13 protein-coding genes are annotated in these 17,000 nt (G+C 45.5%); 4 read left to right on the forward strand and 9 right to left on the reverse strand.

The genetic code is table 11. The features are described from left to right. Positions 1-17: 17 nt before the first annotated feature. The 5 genes from ACSYSK_RS07705 to ACSYSK_RS07725 all read right to left on the reverse strand — a co-directional run bounded on the left by ACSYSK_RS07705 (position 18) and on the right by ACSYSK_RS07725 (position 6,878). Positions 18-1,775, reverse strand: coding sequence for a 1-deoxy-D-xylulose-5-phosphate synthase (locus tag ACSYSK_RS07705; RefSeq protein ID WP_491714566.1), 1,758 nt, complete (start codon positions 1,773-1,775; stop codon positions 18-20). A gap of 153 nt (positions 1,776-1,928) precedes the next feature. Next, entirely contained in the window at positions 1,929-3,398 is a 1,470-nt protein-coding gene (locus tag ACSYSK_RS07710; RefSeq protein ID WP_491714567.1) for a GH39 family glycosyl hydrolase, read from the reverse strand. Positions 3,399-3,408: 10 nt separating this feature from the next. Further along, a complete protein-coding gene (locus ACSYSK_RS07715; RefSeq protein WP_491714568.1) occupies positions 3,409-4,377 on the reverse strand; it encodes an alpha/beta hydrolase in 969 nt (322 codons plus the stop codon). Positions 4,378-4,390: 13 nt separating this feature from the next. Beyond that, on the reverse strand, positions 4,391-5,590 hold the full coding sequence (locus ACSYSK_RS07720; RefSeq protein WP_491714569.1) for an MFS transporter: 1,200 nt from the start codon (positions 5,588-5,590) through the stop codon (positions 4,391-4,393). A 274-nt stretch (positions 5,591-5,864) separates the two neighbouring features. Then, on the reverse strand, positions 5,865-6,878 hold the full coding sequence (locus tag ACSYSK_RS07725; protein WP_491714570.1) for an AraC family transcriptional regulator: 1,014 nt from the start codon (positions 6,876-6,878) through the stop codon (positions 5,865-5,867). A 151-nt stretch (positions 6,879-7,029) separates the two neighbouring features. On the opposite strand from ACSYSK_RS07725, the gene ACSYSK_RS07730 reads away from it, so the two are divergent. From ACSYSK_RS07730 to pgmB, 3 genes are read left to right on the forward strand one after another with little or no spacing between them, the layout of a single operon-like run. Further along, positions 7,030-8,733, forward strand: a complete 1,704-nt coding sequence (locus tag ACSYSK_RS07730) for a glycoside hydrolase family 3 protein (protein ID WP_491714571.1) — start codon at positions 7,030-7,032, stop codon at positions 8,731-8,733. A gap of 22 nt (positions 8,734-8,755) precedes the next feature. After that, positions 8,756-11,575, forward strand: a complete 2,820-nt coding sequence (locus tag ACSYSK_RS07735) for an alpha-L-rhamnosidase (RefSeq protein ID WP_491714572.1) — start codon at positions 8,756-8,758, stop codon at positions 11,573-11,575. Then, positions 11,556-12,218 (forward strand): beta-phosphoglucomutase, encoded by a 663-nt coding sequence (gene pgmB, locus ACSYSK_RS07740; RefSeq protein WP_491714573.1) that lies wholly within the window; start codon positions 11,556-11,558, stop codon positions 12,216-12,218. Before ACSYSK_RS07735 ends, pgmB begins: the two co-directional genes overlap by 20 nt. Positions 12,219-12,436: 218 nt before the next feature. On the opposite strand, the gene ACSYSK_RS07745 is transcribed toward pgmB, so the two are convergent. From ACSYSK_RS07745 to ACSYSK_RS07755, 3 genes are read right to left on the reverse strand one after another with little or no spacing between them, the layout of a single operon-like run. Next, positions 12,437-13,063: an HAD family hydrolase gene (locus ACSYSK_RS07745; protein ID WP_491714574.1), complete on the reverse strand. Its 627-nt coding sequence runs from the start codon at positions 13,061-13,063 to the stop codon at positions 12,437-12,439. A gap of 17 nt (positions 13,064-13,080) precedes the next feature. Continuing rightward, a complete protein-coding gene (locus tag ACSYSK_RS07750) occupies positions 13,081-14,292 on the reverse strand; it encodes an MFS transporter (protein WP_491714575.1) in 1,212 nt (403 codons plus the stop codon). 45 nt (positions 14,293-14,337) lie between these two features. Next, entirely contained in the window at positions 14,338-15,285 is a 948-nt protein-coding gene (locus ACSYSK_RS07755; protein WP_491714576.1) for a helix-turn-helix transcriptional regulator, read from the reverse strand. 120 nt (positions 15,286-15,405) lie between these two features. Here ACSYSK_RS07755 and ACSYSK_RS07760 point away from each other — a divergent pair, with 120 nt between their 5' ends. Then, entirely contained in the window at positions 15,406-15,804 is a 399-nt protein-coding gene (locus ACSYSK_RS07760) for a flavodoxin family protein (protein ID WP_491714577.1), read from the forward strand. Positions 15,805-15,890: 86 nt separating this feature from the next. Here ACSYSK_RS07760 and ACSYSK_RS07765 read toward each other — a convergent pair whose 3' ends face one another. Further along, positions 15,891-16,901, reverse strand: a complete 1,011-nt coding sequence (locus ACSYSK_RS07765) for an FAD:protein FMN transferase (RefSeq protein ID WP_491714578.1) — start codon at positions 16,899-16,901, stop codon at positions 15,891-15,893. Positions 16,902-17,000 lie beyond the last annotated feature (99 nt).

Raw genomic sequence — 17,000 nt, forward strand, 5'->3', positions numbered from 1 at the left:
CTTTAATAAATTTAAATTTATTTTTCTCCTGCTAAAGCCGCTTGAACATCGGCACAGATCTGGGCGACCGTCAAGTGATTTTGCCGGTAGGTTTGTTCTAACGGTGTTTGGTCGGTATAAACCCGTTTTTGCCCGTAATTCAAGACTTTAACGGAGCTTTCACCTAAATAAGAAGCGACCTTTTGTCCCCAACCGCCGTCCAACAAATTGTCTTCCAGGGTAACGATCACTCGGTGCTCCCGAGCCAATTTAGTTAGCATCCGTTCGTCTAACACGTTAGCTGCTAGCGGATTGACCAACGTTGCGCCTAACTTCGCTGCGACCTTTTGCCCCAACTGATAAAAATCACCTAGAGCTAAGACCGCAACGTCTTTGCCCGCTTCAACTTGATAGTTGATCTTACTGTAATCCGTGACCACTTTGTCTGCCGTGGCGGGAACGGTATTGACCGGCAGTTTAATTGCAACTGGGTGTTTTCTTTGCGTCAGTGCCCAGTCTAACATCGCTTTTTCTTCTGCCAAATTCGTCGGTGCTAAGTAAAGCCAGTTAGGTAAATTGCCGAGCAGCACCTGGTCAAAATAACCAACATGCGTTTTAGATTGTTCCGAGAGCGCACCGCCACCAACTAGCATTACAACCGGCAGATCGTTAGCCGCAACATCGTGAGACAGCTGATCAAAAGCACGCTGCAAGAAAGTCGAATTTTCAAATAAAACAGGAATGCCCCCGGACCTAGCAAAGCCAGCTGCAAACGCAACGGATTCCTGTTCCGCGATCCCCACATCGGTGTAGTTAGCCGGATAATTATCCTTGAGTTCGGTAAGGTCAAACGCCCGCGGAATGGCGGCATTGATCGCCATCACCGGCTGGCCAGCGGCAATTTTATCCTTCAGTACTTCCAGCGCCACGGATTTAGCATTCGATCCCGCCGGCGGTGTCGTCAGTTCCTGATCCGTTTTTAAATCAAACGGGCCTGCCCAGTGATGCACCATTTCGTGCTCAATTGCCGGTTGGTAGCCCTTACCTTTTAACGTATTAATATGCAATACTAGCGGGTGATCGCTGTCTTTAACCCCCTGAAAAGCCGTGATCAACGCTGCAATATCGTTGCCAGCCGCCACGTAACGATAATCAAATCCCAGTGCTGTAAACGGATTTTCCGGTGTCTGACCGTTAGAATCCCGTAATTTTTTCAATGCTGTTACCAAACCACCGACATTTTCGTCGATCGACCACTGATTGTCGTTGACGACTACCAGTAAATTATGTTTCTCAATTGCCGCGTTATTGAGGCCTTCATAAGCCAAGCCACCGGTCAACGACCCGTCGCCGATCAACGCTGTCACGTGATAATTTTCTCCTAACAAATCCCGTGCCTTAGCCATTCCCGTCGCTAACGCAACCGACGTTGATGTATGACCGATCGCGTAGTCATCATACGGACTCTCATCGGGATTGCTGTAAGGCGTCACATCGTTATAATGATCCGGATCGAGCCATGCTAAAGCACGCCCGGTCACCATTTTATGGGGATAAGTTTGGTGCGAAACGTCCCAAACGATTTTGTCTTGCGGCGCATTAAAAACGTAATGATACGCCAGCGTCATTTCAACGATCCCTAAATCTGAGCCTAAGTGACCGCCTTGAGCCGCATCTTTTTCCAAAATCAAGGTCCGAATTTCTTGTGCTAGCCGTTCCAGCTGCTTCACGCTTAAATTTTTCAAATCTTGGGGACTAGCAATTTGGTTTAACAGGTAATCTGGATGCTTGTTCATGTAATTTAACCTCGCTTTATGTGTCATTTTTAACTTAATTATAATCCTTGAAGCGCAGTCCAAGTCAATTAGCCGGAAAAAATTAAGGAGTTGCGCAAAAAATGGGAGCGGAACAAAAATTACTTTTGTTGATCCCGACTCCCACTTTATTTTTTATTTAGCAAAATACCCCGCCACTGTCACCAACATACAAGACTGCGGTGACAAAGTTACGTTTAATTTTCCCTCGTTCACTACTACGTTTTCGGTTTGCAAACACGAAGCTGCTTGTAATTCTTTTTCCTGCGCCGCAGTGAGGTATTCCGGCGCACCCAAATTTTGCCATACTTTTTTGGCATTCGCGTGCGTCTCATCAATGCGTTGTAACGTACAGTGCTTCACTTTGGTCGGCGCCAAATCGACTGCAACTTGCTCAGCAGCGATCGGTTCGTCGGGCACGTTATGATTATAAATCACCAACTGCAAGTCATTTTTCTTTTGGACGGCCAACAACTCGACGGTCTCACTGCCAGAAGAACTGACTGCTAAACGTTGTGTCCCTAACTGGTGAAAAATTTCAAACAGGCGGTAAGCTGGCTTCGGGATTCCCTGCGTCGTTTGCAGGCCAAAGCCCCCGTGAAAGACTCCCGGTTTTTGCGACTGTTCTTCAAAAATATCCGAAAACGTCCAGAACGAATAACCGGCGACTAACCCGTCGTTATCAGCCAACGTTTTAGCGATCATCGCCGCAGCGTAAGGTTCGTCGTGAATCTCTGCCCCCAACAGCGCCGACACGTTCCATTCGGTATAATACAATAGATAACCTTGCGCCTGTGCGTGTGCTTGTTTGGTCATTTTTTGCAACACACCACGCCGGTATTCGGTCTTTTGTGCACCCCCATTTTTGAAGAAATCGTCGATATCCATCCCGCTTTGCCACAACGGATCGTCTGTCGGATAGTGGTGCGTCGAAATAAAATCTAACGGCACGTCATTTTGCTGACAAAAAGCGATCATCTCCGGGATCCACGCGTTAAACGAAGTCGCCGGTCCCCCGACGCGCAACTTCGGTTCATTTTCCTTGAGCACTCGGACCGTCATTTCATACAGGTGAAAATAATCTTGCTGACTACCCGCAAAAAATAGTGGTAAGTTAGGCTCGTTCCAAACTTCAAAGTACCAGGATTCGACTTCGGCATGACCGTAACGCTCAAGTATGTGAGTAACGAAACGTCTGATCAACTCCTGCCATTGGTGGTCATCAGCAGGCATTGAATTGTTACCCCCATAAGCAAAAACCTGCTTGCCGCCAGACGCTAAGCAACTCGGCATAAATCCCAGTTCCAAAAATGGCTTCATGCCAATGCTTAACAAAAAATCAATCACCTTATCAATATTAGTAAAATTGTAAGTGATTCCCTCTGACTTACCATCAAAGCCAAAGTTTTCGATGCACACTCCCATCTCATCGTCAAATAAACCATGAAAGCGCACGTACTTAAATCCTAGTTCCCGGTGAGCCTTCGTTAACTGTTCTTGGTAATCGGCTCGTAACGCGGTATAAGCATGACAACTACCAACACATAATTCCCAGTAGTGGGGAAAATCAGTTTTTTGGGTAGTATCAAGCGTAAATTCAACCATCCTCGTCCTCCTAGTCTTTGGGCGCCATCATCTTTTCAAAATCACTTTGAGCGGGCAATTTCAGTGGCATTTGCTTTTGCAGCCACTTCTGACAAGCTTGCGTCCACTGTGCCACGATCGGGTTGATCTGTGAACGTGCCTCAGCAGTAGCTTGAGTGGCTAAACTCATGCCGTGTCCGCCTTCGCCTAAAACATGCAGTTCATAGGGAACCTGTTTTTTAGCCAGAGCAGTCGCTAAGTTTAGTGAATGACGCGGCGAGATCAATGGATCGCTCGCAGTTGCCCAGATAAAAAACGGTGGGGTCTGTGCATCAACATGGTCAACCGCGCTAACTGCGCTATTTTGTTCTTCACTAGGATCTTCGGTGCCCAACAAAACTACGTTTGATGCCCGCAAAAAAGCTTTATCCATCCCAGTTAAACGGGAACTTTGAATATCTTGAGCCAAAAAATGATAATCTACAACTGCATAGCCCACGATAGCAACAGCCGGTTTCAACTGGGAAGCTGTTACTTTAAAGTAATCGGTCAAAACCGCCTCGTTGTAACGTGTTGCGTATAAGGCAGCTAAGTTGCCGCCGGAAGAAAAACCGCAAACCCCGATTTGTTCCGGGTCAACGTGCCAGTCTTGCGCATTTTCCTTGATTTTTAACATTGCCTGCCCCAATTCCCGTAATTGCTTAGGAAAAAGTGTCTTTTTCTTAGGAGGCAAAGGTTGCGAAAGATCTGGTAATTCTAATTGTCCGTCGTTATAAGTCGTATAGTTTAACACGAAAGCATGGTAGCCCTGGGCGGCATAATACATCGCCATCGGCTCCGCTTCCCGGTCGGAACAACTGAAATAGCCGCCGCCAGGACAAATGATGATCCCCGGACGTGGCGTACCCTTCAACATTTCCCCCGAATCGTCCAGTAAATAAGCCGTTAAAGTTACGTTAGGTTCATCTTTACTTAAATTAAACTTTTTAATTTGCATCATCTAACCCCCACTATTAATCTTTTTGGCTCCGTTTTTCAATCTGATTACCAAAGCGAGTCAACAATAGGATAGCCGCTACGATCAAGGAGATAATTACCCCTGACATAAATGAATCATAGCCCGGTTTGATACGAATAGCTGCTAATAGGATCGGCACGATCATCCCGGCGATCGATGACACTAAGGTATTCAACGAAATTGCCACCGTAAAATGTTTCTGGTCGGCTAAAATCGACAGTTCGTACGGAATCGTAGCATTGACCATCACGATCCCCATCCCGGAAAACATGTTGCCCAAGATATGCATAATGAAGTTGCTAGAAAACATAATACATGCAAACGACAAAGCGAAGGCAACAAAGCCCCAAGCAATCGTATCGTTTTTAGTCATTTTTCTGATGTAAGTCAATACCGCAGCAGTGATAATGCCACCGATATTACCAATCGATACCACCATACCTACATAAGCCGTTCCCTTGCCTTGACTAGCCAACAAAATCGACTGGTTAGCTAAGAAGGTCATCATGACAATCGACAAGAAAAACGTAATTAGGTAGATAATAAAGGCATAAAGGTCGAGGCTCCTAAGTAAAGAAAAGACACCTACTTTTTCGTTATTAGCTTGATCGTCGTTTTCTTCTTGGGTAGTCGTTAATTTCGTATCCTTAGGAATTAGGAAAAAGGCCAGCAAAAAGATCACCAAGCTGAGGATATAAACCCAAAATAAGTTGCGCCAGTTACTACCACCTAGCCAGCCACCTAAGAAGGTAAACAACATCATCCCGATATTATTTGCTCCCGCAGACCAACCCATGACAGTCGCCCGGTCTTCGCCGTCAAAATTAGCTTGAATCATCACCGGAACAATATTACTAATTACCCCAGCACCAAAGCCTAATAAAACCATGCAGGCTAGAATTAAATTTAAACTATTGCTATAAAATGCAGGGATCAAACCCCCGACGGCCATAATACCAACCGCTAATAATCCTAAATTTTTGCGGGTCATCATGTAGACTAGCCAACTGAAAATGGCCGTAGCAATGATCTGCCCTAATTGCGGGATCGAACTGATCAGTTGAACCTTTGAAATTGGTTCTTTAGGAAACGATTTAGCAATCGCTGCGATCGCAGAGCCGGCAGTCGACGTTGACATCAACATTAGATTCATGCTCAACATGCCGACGGCAGCTGTTAGTTTCTTTTTCTCCATAACTATTAAACTCCCCTTACTATGTTTTCGGTTACATTTATCAATCATAAGTATATTATTCAATTTCTCACATAGCTATATCCAAAAAACAGAGAAATTATATTCATTTCACAGATTAAATAAATCGTTTTATGATTTAATTAGCTTGGCTTTAATTTTCCCAACTATTAATAGTCGGGAACCAAAAAGAGCCCAAGGCAAAAAATTTTTTGCCCTTGGCTCTTAGTTTCAGTTATTCAAATATTTTGTTCCAGCCCCCAGCCTACGCAGCCTGTTACTTCCCATTTTCCTTCCTATACTGCGCCGGAGAAATACCAAAATAGCTTTTAAAGATCTTATAGAAATAAGATGGGTTTTCGTAGCCTACCTTACTAGCGATCTTTTCGATCGGTGCTTTGGTATAACTCAAATATTCCGCAGCCACGTTGATGCGTTGCAAGTGCACTAACTTAATAAAAGTTTTTCCCGTCTGTTTTTTCAAATAATCCGATAAGTAGTTAGGGTTAAAACCAAAGTGCACCGCCATTTTTTGCAAGGTAATATCACTATAATTACGCTCTATGTACAACAGTAATGAAAGCAAGTTAGTCTTTTGGTGCTGCTCTTTTTTAAATTCAAACGTGGCCCGGTCCGCTTGCCTGATCAACCGGGAAAACAGCGTCAGCATCTCTAAGCGAATCAGCTGCGTCGACTGTACGTCTTGGTGATAGTATTCCTTAATAATGTCATAGACCAACGCAATGATCTGGCGGTCGGCACCGGTCTCAAACAAACTGTAGCGTCCTTCGCCGTATTCTTCGTCTGAAAGCAACGAAAACAGTAAATTAGAAATGTTCGTACCGCTCTCCTTGCGTTGTAAAAAATCTAATTCATTGAGCGAAAACGCCGAATTACGCAGCGCAATATTGACTACAATGTCATTTTTACCGATTGGTTCGACTTTATGGATCGTTTTGTTACCCATGAAAATAATGTTTTTTTCTTTGACCTTGACCGCCCTGTGTTCCAAAACTACCGTACAGTCTCCAACCAGCGGGATCATGATTTCAACGTAATCGTGCATGTGAAAGGGAATAAACGAAGCCGTTGGTTGTACGGCCACGGAAATCGAACTGTCGTTTAACACTAAGTTATCGGAATAAGTTTCAAAAAAACGATAGACCGGCTGGGTCCCGATCATTCCCACCTTAATGGTTGCGGTCCCACTTTTCTCAATAGTCGCTAACACGTCGTCCCACTTACGCGGCAGATTATTTTTACGCAGCAGCTGGCGAATTTTTTGTACCATGTCAACACCTTTTTCATTAGCAATCCCCAAGTAACTTCAAATCTGTGAAATAAACATAAAGTTTATGAAATTTAGCAATAGCGTCCCCTAATACATTAAGCTAAAATGAAATCGGAATCAATAATATTTCATATCAAATGGAGGAAATTTAATGCTAGACCTAACACAAAAGCCTTATAACTTAACTAAAGAACAGATCGATTTTGTCCACGATACGGTTGCTAAGATGAGCACCGCCGCCAAAATCGGACAACTCTTTTTTGTCATTGGACAAGATGAAGATACAGTAGACCTCAAAGAATTTGTTAACAAATACCAACCTGGTGGTATTATGTACCGCCCAGATAAAGCCGCAAAACTGCAACGGGAGATCGCGGTTTCTCAAACTGAAAGTCAGATCCCATTACTCATTTCCGCCAACCTAGAAGCCGGCGGCAATGGTTTACTTAGCGAAGGAACTTGGTTTGGTCGTCCACTCCAAATTGCTGCGACCGGCGACGAACACAAAGCCTACGAATTAGGTGCCGTTTCCGGCTATGAAGCGCAGCAAGTCGGCGCTAACATGTCGTTTTCACCGATCGTGGACTTAGACCAAAATTTCCGCAACCCGATCATGAACGTTCGTACCTTTGGGAGCAACCAAGAAACCGTCACTAAAATGTCTGACGCCGAGATCAAGGGATTAGTTGCCAACGACATTATTCCTGTCGCTAAACATTTTCCGGGCGACGGCGTGGACGAACGCGACCAACACTTATTAAGTTCGATCAACTCGCTATCTGCGGATGATTGGATGGAATCTTACGGCCAAATCTATCATCACCTGATCGAAAACGGCTTACCAAGTATCATGATCGCCCACATCATGCAACCTGCTTGGGAACGACGGCTACAACCGGGGATCGCAGACGAAGACCTCCGTCCCGCCTCAACTTCTAAATTGTTGATCGACGGTCTCTTGCGTCAAGTCCTCAAATTCAACGGTCTAACGATCACCGACGCCACCCCAATGATCGGTTACAACGCAATCTTGCCGCGCAGTGAAGCTTTACCAGCTACGATCAATGCTGGCATCGACATGATCTTATTTAACAAAGACATCGACGAAGATTACCGCTTCATCACCGACGCCGTTAACGACGGTACGATCAGCATGGAACGCGTCGACGAAGCTGTTACCCGGATCGTCGCTACTAAACTAGCTCAAGGCGTGATGGATACTAACAGTAACTTAGTCCACCCCACTTCGGCTAACATAGACCTCAAACTAGCAGAACACGAAAAAATGGCAGCAGACGTAGCAGCTAAATCGATCACTTTGGTCAAAGACCGCGAACAACTGTTACCAATGACGCCCCAAAAATACCCGCGCGTGCGGTTAGTAGTTTTAGGTGATACCGACGATGGTGGTTTTAAAGAAGGCGGCCAAGTCACCGCCAAATTCGAGCAAAAATTAACTGCGGCAGGGTTTAAAGTGACCGTTTTTGACCGCCAAAAACTGAATTTCCACGAAGTTTTTGAAGGCGGAGTGCAAGAAGAAAAAGACCAATTTGACCTGGCATTGTACGTCGCTAACGTTGAAACGGCCAGCAACCAAACTACCACTCGTTTAGACTGGATCCACTTGATGGCGGCGGACGCTCCGTGGTTTATGCGTGATATCCCAACGATTTTTGTTTCGACCTGCAACCCGTATCATTTGTACGATATTCCGAAGGTTTCGACCTACATCAACGCCTATACCGGCAACGACGTCACGATCGACGCCTTACTGCGCAAATTAAGTGGTAAAGAAGAGTTTTGCGGGCAAAACCCTGTCGATCCGTTCTGTGGCCACTTCGAAACTCGCCTGTAATCTTTTAAAGGAGATGCATTAGATGAAAATTAAGCAGATCCTCATCAATCACATGCTAGAACCAGTTGGCTTTGATTTGGGACAAACTTTGCGCGTCGAATTCAGCGCCCAGAATAACGCCGCCCCACAAAATGTGCAAAAACGATTGTTGATCGCAGATCCAACCACCAAAGTTTACGATTCTCAGTGGCAAAATTACGCCAATAATTTCTTTGATATCGCCATCGACCTGCAGCCTCGCACTCACTATACCGTGACGGTCTCGTTGACGGACGGCACCCAAGAAGTGCAGCAGCAAACCTTTTTTGAAACTGGTAAAATGCAGGAAAAATTCAGTGGCAAGTGGATCGGTAATCCCGACAGTGACTTACAAAATACCCTGCTGAAATGTGAGTTTACTCCAACCCAGGCGGTTAAAAACGCACGACTTTACATGACCGGCCTAGGGGTATACGAAGCCTATTTAAACCAGCAAAAAATTGGCAGCGAGATCCTTGCACCCGGAGTAACGGCGTATGACAAATTGGTTCAGGTCCAAACTTACGACGTTACCGCATTATTGCAAACTCAAGGCAAACAAGAATTGCTGATCTCACTAGGAGATGGCTGGTACAAAGGCAACTTTGGCTTTGACGGCGGTCAAGATAACATTTACGGTTCCAGACAAATGGCATTGGCTGAACTCCATTTGGAATACGCCGATGGCAGTAGTCAAATCATCGCTAGTGACGACTCTTGGCAAACGACCAGCGGTAAGATCACCAAGTCTGCCATTTACTACGGCGAAGATTACGACGATACCATCGAACCAACTAACTGGCAACCGGCCGTACAAATCGATCACCCGTATGACATTTTGCATGATCGTTTAAGCCTGCCACTCAAGGTCAAAGAATACCTGCCCGTCAAGGAAGTGATCCACACTCCTAACGGCGAGACCGTTTTAGATTTCGGACAAAACCATGCCGGGTGGTTGGAATTTAACAATCACGAAGCTACAGGCACGACCGTCGAATTTGAAATGGGTGAAATTTTACAAAACGGCAACTTCTACCGTGAAAACCTGCGAGAAGCCCGGGCTGCTTGGCACTATACTTCTGCTGGTAATCAGCAGTGGGTCCGCCCGCACTTCACGTATTACGGTTATCGTTACGTGAAGGTCAGCGGGATGAAATCGGCGCTAAAAGCCGCTGACTTTAGAGCGGCCGTGATCTATTCGGACATGCAGCTGACCGGCAGCATCGAAACCGATAATCCCAAAGTCAACCGTTTATTCCAAAACATTTTGTGGAGCCAAAAGAGTAATTTCTTCGACGTTCCTACCGACTGCCCGCAACGTGACGAGCGTTTAGGCTGGTCGGGGGATGCCAACATCTTTTCGAGCACGGCGGCTTATAACATGAACACCTACGCGTTTTTCAAAAAATATGCTAAGGACATGGCAATCGAACAAAGTCGCCATGACGGCATGTTGACCATGTACGCCCCCGCAATGGGCAACGAAGAAGGCGGTGCCGCCGTTTGGGGCGATGCCGCAACCATTATTCCGTGGAACATTTACCAAGCTTACGGTGACCCGACGATCCTCAAACAAAACTACGACAGTATGAAAGCTTGGGTCGACTGGATCAGCAACAACACCACGACTAAAGATCTCTGGACCGGCAGATTCCAGTTTGGCGATTGGTTGTCAATGGACGGCGAAAATCCGGCTTTACCGACCGGCAAAACCGACGAAGACTTCATTGCTTCTATTTACTACTGCTATTCCAGCTGGATCGTGGCTCAAACAGCCCAGCTTTTAGGCGATGACGATGCGGCTAACGCTTACCAAAAACAAGCAGCTGCTATTAAAAAAGCAATCGTTGCCGAATACATCACTGCTAATGGCAGACTAGCTATTGATACCCAAACTGCCTACGCGTTGGCGTTATACTTTAACCTAGTACCTACCACTCAAAAGCAACGGGTATTGCAAGACTTAGTGACCCGCCTAGATAAAGACAATAACCACCTAAAGACTGGCTTTGTCGGTACCCCGTTATTGTGTCAGGTTTTATCAGATAACGGCCAACACAAATTAGCAATGCAGCTTTTCTTAAACGAAGATTTTCCTAGCTGGTTATACGCCGTTAACTTAGGGGCCACTACCGTATGGGAACGCTGGAATTCCGTATCAGCAGACGGAACCATCAATCCGGAAGGGATGAATTCTCTCAATCACTATTCAATCGGAGCCGTGATGACGTGGGCTTACCAACATGTCTTAGGCTTGCGGGCTCAAGCCAACGGTTACCAACAAGTTACCGTTGCCCCGCAATTTGACTACCGCTTAAAACACGTCAAGGGCCATTACCTAAGCTCTTACGGTGACTTACAGCTCGAATACCAGTTAGAATGTGACCAGCAACACACGATCAAAATGCAATTAAGCGTGCCGTTTGGTCAAGAAGTCACACTCAAGTTACCGCGCTGTCAGACAGGCGTCACCGTCAATGGCAAGGACGCTAAGTTACCGTTGCAACTGACAAATGGTGACTACACGATCACCTACCAACCACAGGAAAGCTACATCGAATATTATAATTTAGACATGCCTGCTAAGGTGATTATGGCAGACGATTATTTAGTCGAACAGTTGCGCGGGATCAACCCCGTCTTCCAGTTCTTACAAGACGAAAATAACCTGCAAAACTTCGGCACCACGTCGCTGCCAAAATTAAACACGATGTTGCCTTTTATCAATATCTCAGCGACAGACTTCACTCAAATCGAAGCCGTCATGCAAAAAACACCACTAGCAAGCGAAAGGAAGTTTTTAAATGAAAGGCGCACTCTTTGATTTAGACGGGATCATCGCCGACACTTCGGTCTATCATTTTCAGGCCTGGCGCAAGCTGATCAAAGACCATTTTAACTTGGAATTACCGGATAAATTAGAAGAACAAACCAAAGGCGTTAGTCGTGCTGATTCGTTGCACGCCATCTTAAATTACTTAAAGATCGACGTGCCCGAGCAACAATTTAACGCCATGGCTGCCGAAAAAAATGAAGTTTACCGCGGCTTATTAGCCAACCTGACTCCTAAAAATATTCTTCCGGGAATTTCGCAGTTGATCACCGACTTTCAAAAACACGACGTTAAGCTGTCATTAGCTTCTGCCAGTCTCAACGGCCCGTTTATCCTAGAAAAATTGCAGTTAGCAAACGTATTTGACGCGGTTGCCGATCCTAGCAAAGTCGCTAGTGGCAAACCGGCACCGGACATTTTTCTAGCAGCGGCTCAGGCGATCGACTGTCAGCCTAAAGATTGTGTGGGCATCGAAGATTCGATTGCGGGCATCACCGCGATCAATAGTGCTGGCAGTTTTTCGGTCGGAGTCGGCAGCAAAGAAGAGCTCGGCCACGCGCAACTACTAGTTTCACGGACGGCAGAATTAAACTACGAACAAGTAGAAAATGCGTGGGAAAAAAGCAAGCTGTGAAACAAGCCGGCGAGCAGGCGTGGACTAGCCCTAGTCTAGCATGAACTTGTTGTCAAACGTGGCTAGGAAACAGGGTACTGGTCTGGGGAGTGCAATTATGATCAAACCTGTGGTTAAGCCAATAACAACTGAATGACATTTATGAAAATACTAAAAAGGGTACTAGGAGAAAATCGGTTTTCTCCCAGTACTCTTTTTGGTATTGAAAACACCCATCATTATAACAGGTAAACTAAATCTCTGACTTGGTGAAGCACGGTTGTCTCCTTAGCAAATTCGCCGTTTTTACCGTTCCCCCACGCAGCCGCCGCAAATTCAACTCCTGCCGCCTGTGCCGCCTGCTGATCGACCAGCGCATCGCCAACATACAATGTGTCCGCCGGCGCAATTTCCGTTTTTTGCAGCGCAAATTCTAACGGTTGCCCCGCCGGTTTATGTTCCTCCGTATCATCTGCAGTCACTACTATTGCCATTTTATCTTGCCAACCTAACTGTTGTAACATATTGACCGCATTTTGGCGGTCGCGGGACGTGACGATCCCGCATTTGACCGTCGTTGTCGTTAATTTATCCAACAGCGCAGCGACCCCTAAGTACGGCTGCTCTTTGATCTTTAATACTTTACTAGCACGATGATAAGCCGCATGATACTCTTCTTGTTTAGCTAGCGGGATCTCTAAAGCCGCCATCTCCTGTTCACCCGTCATAGTAAACAAACTCTCCAGCTCTTTTTTGGTAGCCGTTTTGCCAAAGCGCGGCAAGATACTATGCATGATCCGCTCAAATCCAGGATAACTATCTACCAGAGTCCCATCGACATCAAATAACACTAATTTTTTGCGCATTTTTTCCTCCTACTGATTTAAGCTAAATTTCGATCCTTATTAAAGGCCCATAAAACCACGATCAAGTTGAGCACCACGATCACCGTTGTCAGCAAAAAAACGTACCGGTAATCTAAGATCCCGGCTACCCCAGAAGCCATCATCGGTCCTAAAACAGAACCGATCGCCTGAAACGACTGACTATAACTAAAAATTCGACTAACAGCTTGTGGCGGCGAATTTAACGACATCACGGTTTGAGTCACCGGCAACAATGCCGCATCGGCGATCCCCACTAAAAAGCGCAGCACGCCTAAAACGACGACGGTTTGCACGAAATACATCGGGAAAAAGACAACGCCCGACAACACCAATCCTGCGACTAACACTTTTTGCGCGCCAATATGATCGCTCAAAGCCCCTAATTTAGAAGCGGCTAACAACGTTGCGATCCCCGGCAACGCCGCGATCACACCGCTGACCAGTGCTACGTTGCCGCTGTGATGCATTAATTCACGCACGAACAAACTAATGATCGGGTTGATCGAGTTAGTTGCCGCTTGGATCAGCATCGTCGAAATAAACATCGCCCACACGACGTGGATCTTTTTCACGCCGGCAAAAGCACTGGGCTGCTGCCCACCTTTTTTAACGACCGGGGTGAAGTGTTCCTGAACTCCAAAATAAGTAACTAAAGCCGCCAGCAACATCAGCCCGCCAAAAATGTAAAATGGGATACGGTAACCCAACACCCCGGCGATCGCCCCACCAAAAATCGGACCGAGCAACTGTCCACTCACCGAACCGGTCGTTAGCATTCCCATCATCTTACCACTGTGTTCGCGGGGAACCTCGCTTGCGGCTAAGGCATAGGCATTATTCATGAAACCAGAAAAACAGCCCTGGATCAACCGCATTAAAATCAAGACCCACACGTTAGTCGCCGTTCCGGTCAAAGTCGCGGTCACCGTCATACCAAATGCGGCCCGCAGTAACATCGGTTTTCTCCCGGTTTTATCGGCTAATTTACCCCATAAAGGTGACACGATCGCCTGACTCAAAAAAGTGCTGGAAAAAGCTAATCCAGCATATAGCGTTAACTCCCATTTAGGAAAATTACCCAAAGTGCTGATAAATAACGGTAAAAATGGCAAACTCATGCTGGCACCGGCACCGGTCGCAAAATCACCCAGCCATAATGCGTAGACGTTTTTTTGCCACTGTGGCATCTTACTACTTTTTTTCCTCATCGTTGGTAAACATCTACTTTCATTAAATTGATCACACTGCCCGCACTATTTTTCACCGACTTTTTCTCCCAATAACTTTTCTCGCATCGCGGAAGGCGACATTGCAAAACGTTGCTGAAATTTCTTATAGAAAAACGATTTGGAAGAGTAACCCAGGTAATTGATCACCTCGTTGATCATCATCCGTGGATTAGCCAGCAAGTTAACGGCCGCTTGCATTCGTTCTTCTTCCACCAATTCCTTGTACGACGAACCCGTGACCCGTTTTAGTTCCGTCGATAAGTAGCTGGGATTATAACCAAAGCGCTGCGCCATCGAGGACAACGAAATTTTGCGGTAGTGTTTATGAATATAAGCCAAAAAATCCGCACACTGGTACTTAGACTGCACGTTCAGGTTGTCAAACGAAACGTAATAGCGGTGATCCAACAACTCTAATAACAATAATGCCAACAGGTGTTGGATCTTTTCGCCACACAATTCTCCTCCCGTGATAAATTCTCCTAGGATCCGTTCCAACAGTTCCGCAGTGTCGTCAATTTTAGCGACATTAAAGACCGCGAACTGATAGCGCTGGTAAACTTGCAAAATTTCTAAGATCATCTTCGCTAGCGCCGGACGTTCTACGGCCAAAAATTGGAGCCGCTCATTGAGGTCGAGGTCACATTTAAGCTTAACTAAAATATCGCCCTTTTTTAACGGCAACAAAACGTATTTAGTCTGCTTAGCTAAAAAAACCATGTTGCCCCCGGACAAAACGATCCTTTGCCCCGCAATGTCGGCAACGACCCTACCACTAAAAACGTACAGGATCTTCGTTTTTTTCGTGTAATGAACGTGTGGTCGCTGGTCATTATTTTTTTCTAGTAAAACGTTGATTCCGGAAGCCGTAACATTTTTAGTAGGTCGTAACGCAAAATCTTGGGGGCCGCTGTATTGCTCTTGTTTTTTCATTTGAGTAACTAAATAATTACTAATTGCTGTGGGCTCCATTAAAGTTCCTCCCGTATTAAATGTAGACGTTTCTATTATTTTAACATAACTGTAAAAAATGCTACAATATCATTAGAAACGGTCTAACTTTTAAAATTTAAAATTTGGGGGTACCACATCATGATTGCAGTCAGATATTGTTCCAAATCTGGTAATACAAAATTAGTCGCAGAATTATTAGCAGAACAACTAGGCGTTGAGGCAGCTCCTTTGGAAGAAGCTTTACCAGAAAAAGTCGATCAACTTTACTTAGGCGGTGCTCTTCATTTTAAGATGTACGAAGAACTCAAAAAATACGCCGAAAAAATTGACCCGGCCCAAGTCAGTGAAGTTTATATGTTTGGTACTTCAGGCGGTGTCCTTTCGATCGAAAAACAGTTCCGTGAAGCCTTAGAAAAAAGCACGGTTAAAATCAGTGACCAGTCGTTATTCTTGCACGGCTTTGCTCCGAAACTACGCAAAGTTAATGACAAACAAAAAAAAGAAATCAACGACTTCGCTGCAGCTACTAAAGCTTAAGAATTTACTAATATCCAAAAAGAGAACGGGGAAATTTTTATCCCCGTTCTCTTTTCGTGTTACAAACTGACTCGCTTTTAATTTACTTATTCCACCAGTTCAAAGTCCGGCGCGATCACCGTCACATCCTGCGGATCGATTCCACTTAAAATAATTTTTTGATCCTTAGTCACGAAAACTGCACCGTATAGATCTGGATCGGTCGCGCCCCAATTTTTCACCGGTTCACCAGCAAAAAACAGTTCCGTCGTTTGAATTTCACCGTCGATCGAGTACTTGGAAAAAACAGTCACACTAGCCAAGTCATTACTGCGCGGATAGCCGGTTCGGGAATCCAAAATATGATGGTAACTCTTACCGTTAATGTCTAAATGCCGCTCATAAATACCACTCGTAACCACCGAGCACGCAGGCGTTTTAACGATTGCAACTGCTTGTCCGCGTTTATCTTTAGGCGCCTGCACGCCTACTCGCCATAACCCATCTGCATGCTGCGGATGCGGACCGACCAGCAATAAATTGCCTCCCAAGTCGATCAACCCAGTCTCGATCCCCCGAGCGCGCCACAAATCTTGAATCCGGTCAGCGATAAAGCCCTTCGCGATCCCGCCGAGATCTAACTCCATTCCTTCTTTTTGTAGAAAAACAGTCTGTTGTTGATCTACCAGAGTAATATCCAGTGGATCTATCAGTGTCAGACGTTGTTGAATTTGTTTAGGTGTCGGTAAATTAGCACCGGCAAAACCGATCGCCCACAATTTGACTAACGGCCCGATTGCTGCGTTAAATCCTAAATGTTGCCGACTGACCCGCACTGCACGCTTGATCAGTTGGTAGGTTGCGTTAGAAACCTGCACTGGATGTTTTCCAGCAGCATGATTGACCGCCATCAATTCGGAATTATCACGATTAGCCGTTAATAAATTTTCGTAATCGACGATCAAGTCATTAGCGGCGTCTAAATCTTCTTCAAGAGTAGCTCCAAAAGTCGTTAAGTGAATTTTAGTGCCCAAGCCAAAATAATCCTTGGTTAGTTTTTGCTGGGCAACTTTGGGCACATTTTCGGGATGTAAATCAGTCCATAGTCGTTTTACCATTGATTTTCCTCATATTTTTACCAAGAAGTGAGCGTAGCCACCACCACAGCAAAAGGACTGGGACAAAAATTTGTCCCAGTCCCCCTATAAAAGTGATCA

It is taken from the genome of Ligilactobacillus sp. ESL1201, from assembly GCF_058503265.1.

What these genes read in the sequence shown, in the direction of transcription:
- ACSYSK_RS07765 (WP_491714578.1), bottom strand. Translation starts at nt 16,901, where the DNA reads ATGGTAAAACGACTATGGACTGATTTACATCCCGAAAATGTGCCCAAA.
- pgmB (WP_491714573.1), top strand. Translation starts at nt 11,556, where the DNA reads ATGAAAGGCGCACTCTTTGATTTAGACGGGATCATCGCCGACACTTCG.
- ACSYSK_RS07720 (WP_491714569.1), bottom strand. Translation starts at nt 5,590, where the DNA reads ATGGAGAAAAAGAAACTAACAGCTGCCGTCGGCATGTTGAGCATGAAT.
- ACSYSK_RS07750 (WP_491714575.1), bottom strand. Translation starts at nt 14,292, where the DNA reads ATGAGGAAAAAAAGTAGTAAGATGCCACAGTGGCAAAAAAACGTCTAC.
- ACSYSK_RS07755 (WP_491714576.1), bottom strand. Translation starts at nt 15,285, where the DNA reads ATGGAGCCCACAGCAATTAGTAATTATTTAGTTACTCAAATGAAAAAA.
- ACSYSK_RS07760 (WP_491714577.1), top strand. Translation starts at nt 15,406, where the DNA reads ATGATTGCAGTCAGATATTGTTCCAAATCTGGTAATACAAAATTAGTC.
- ACSYSK_RS07745 (WP_491714574.1), bottom strand. Translation starts at nt 13,063, where the DNA reads ATGCGCAAAAAATTAGTGTTATTTGATGTCGATGGGACTCTGGTAGAT.
- ACSYSK_RS07715 (WP_491714568.1), bottom strand. Translation starts at nt 4,377, where the DNA reads ATGATGCAAATTAAAAAGTTTAATTTAAGTAAAGATGAACCTAACGTA.
- ACSYSK_RS07705 (WP_491714566.1), bottom strand. Translation starts at nt 1,775, where the DNA reads ATGAACAAGCATCCAGATTACCTGTTAAACCAAATTGCTAGTCCCCAA.
- ACSYSK_RS07730 (WP_491714571.1), top strand. Translation starts at nt 7,030, where the DNA reads ATGCTAGACCTAACACAAAAGCCTTATAACTTAACTAAAGAACAGATC.
- ACSYSK_RS07735 (WP_491714572.1), top strand. Translation starts at nt 8,756, where the DNA reads ATGAAAATTAAGCAGATCCTCATCAATCACATGCTAGAACCAGTTGGC.
- ACSYSK_RS07725 (WP_491714570.1), bottom strand. Translation starts at nt 6,878, where the DNA reads ATGGTACAAAAAATTCGCCAGCTGCTGCGTAAAAATAATCTGCCGCGT.
- ACSYSK_RS07710 (WP_491714567.1), bottom strand. Translation starts at nt 3,398, where the DNA reads ATGGTTGAATTTACGCTTGATACTACCCAAAAAACTGATTTTCCCCAC.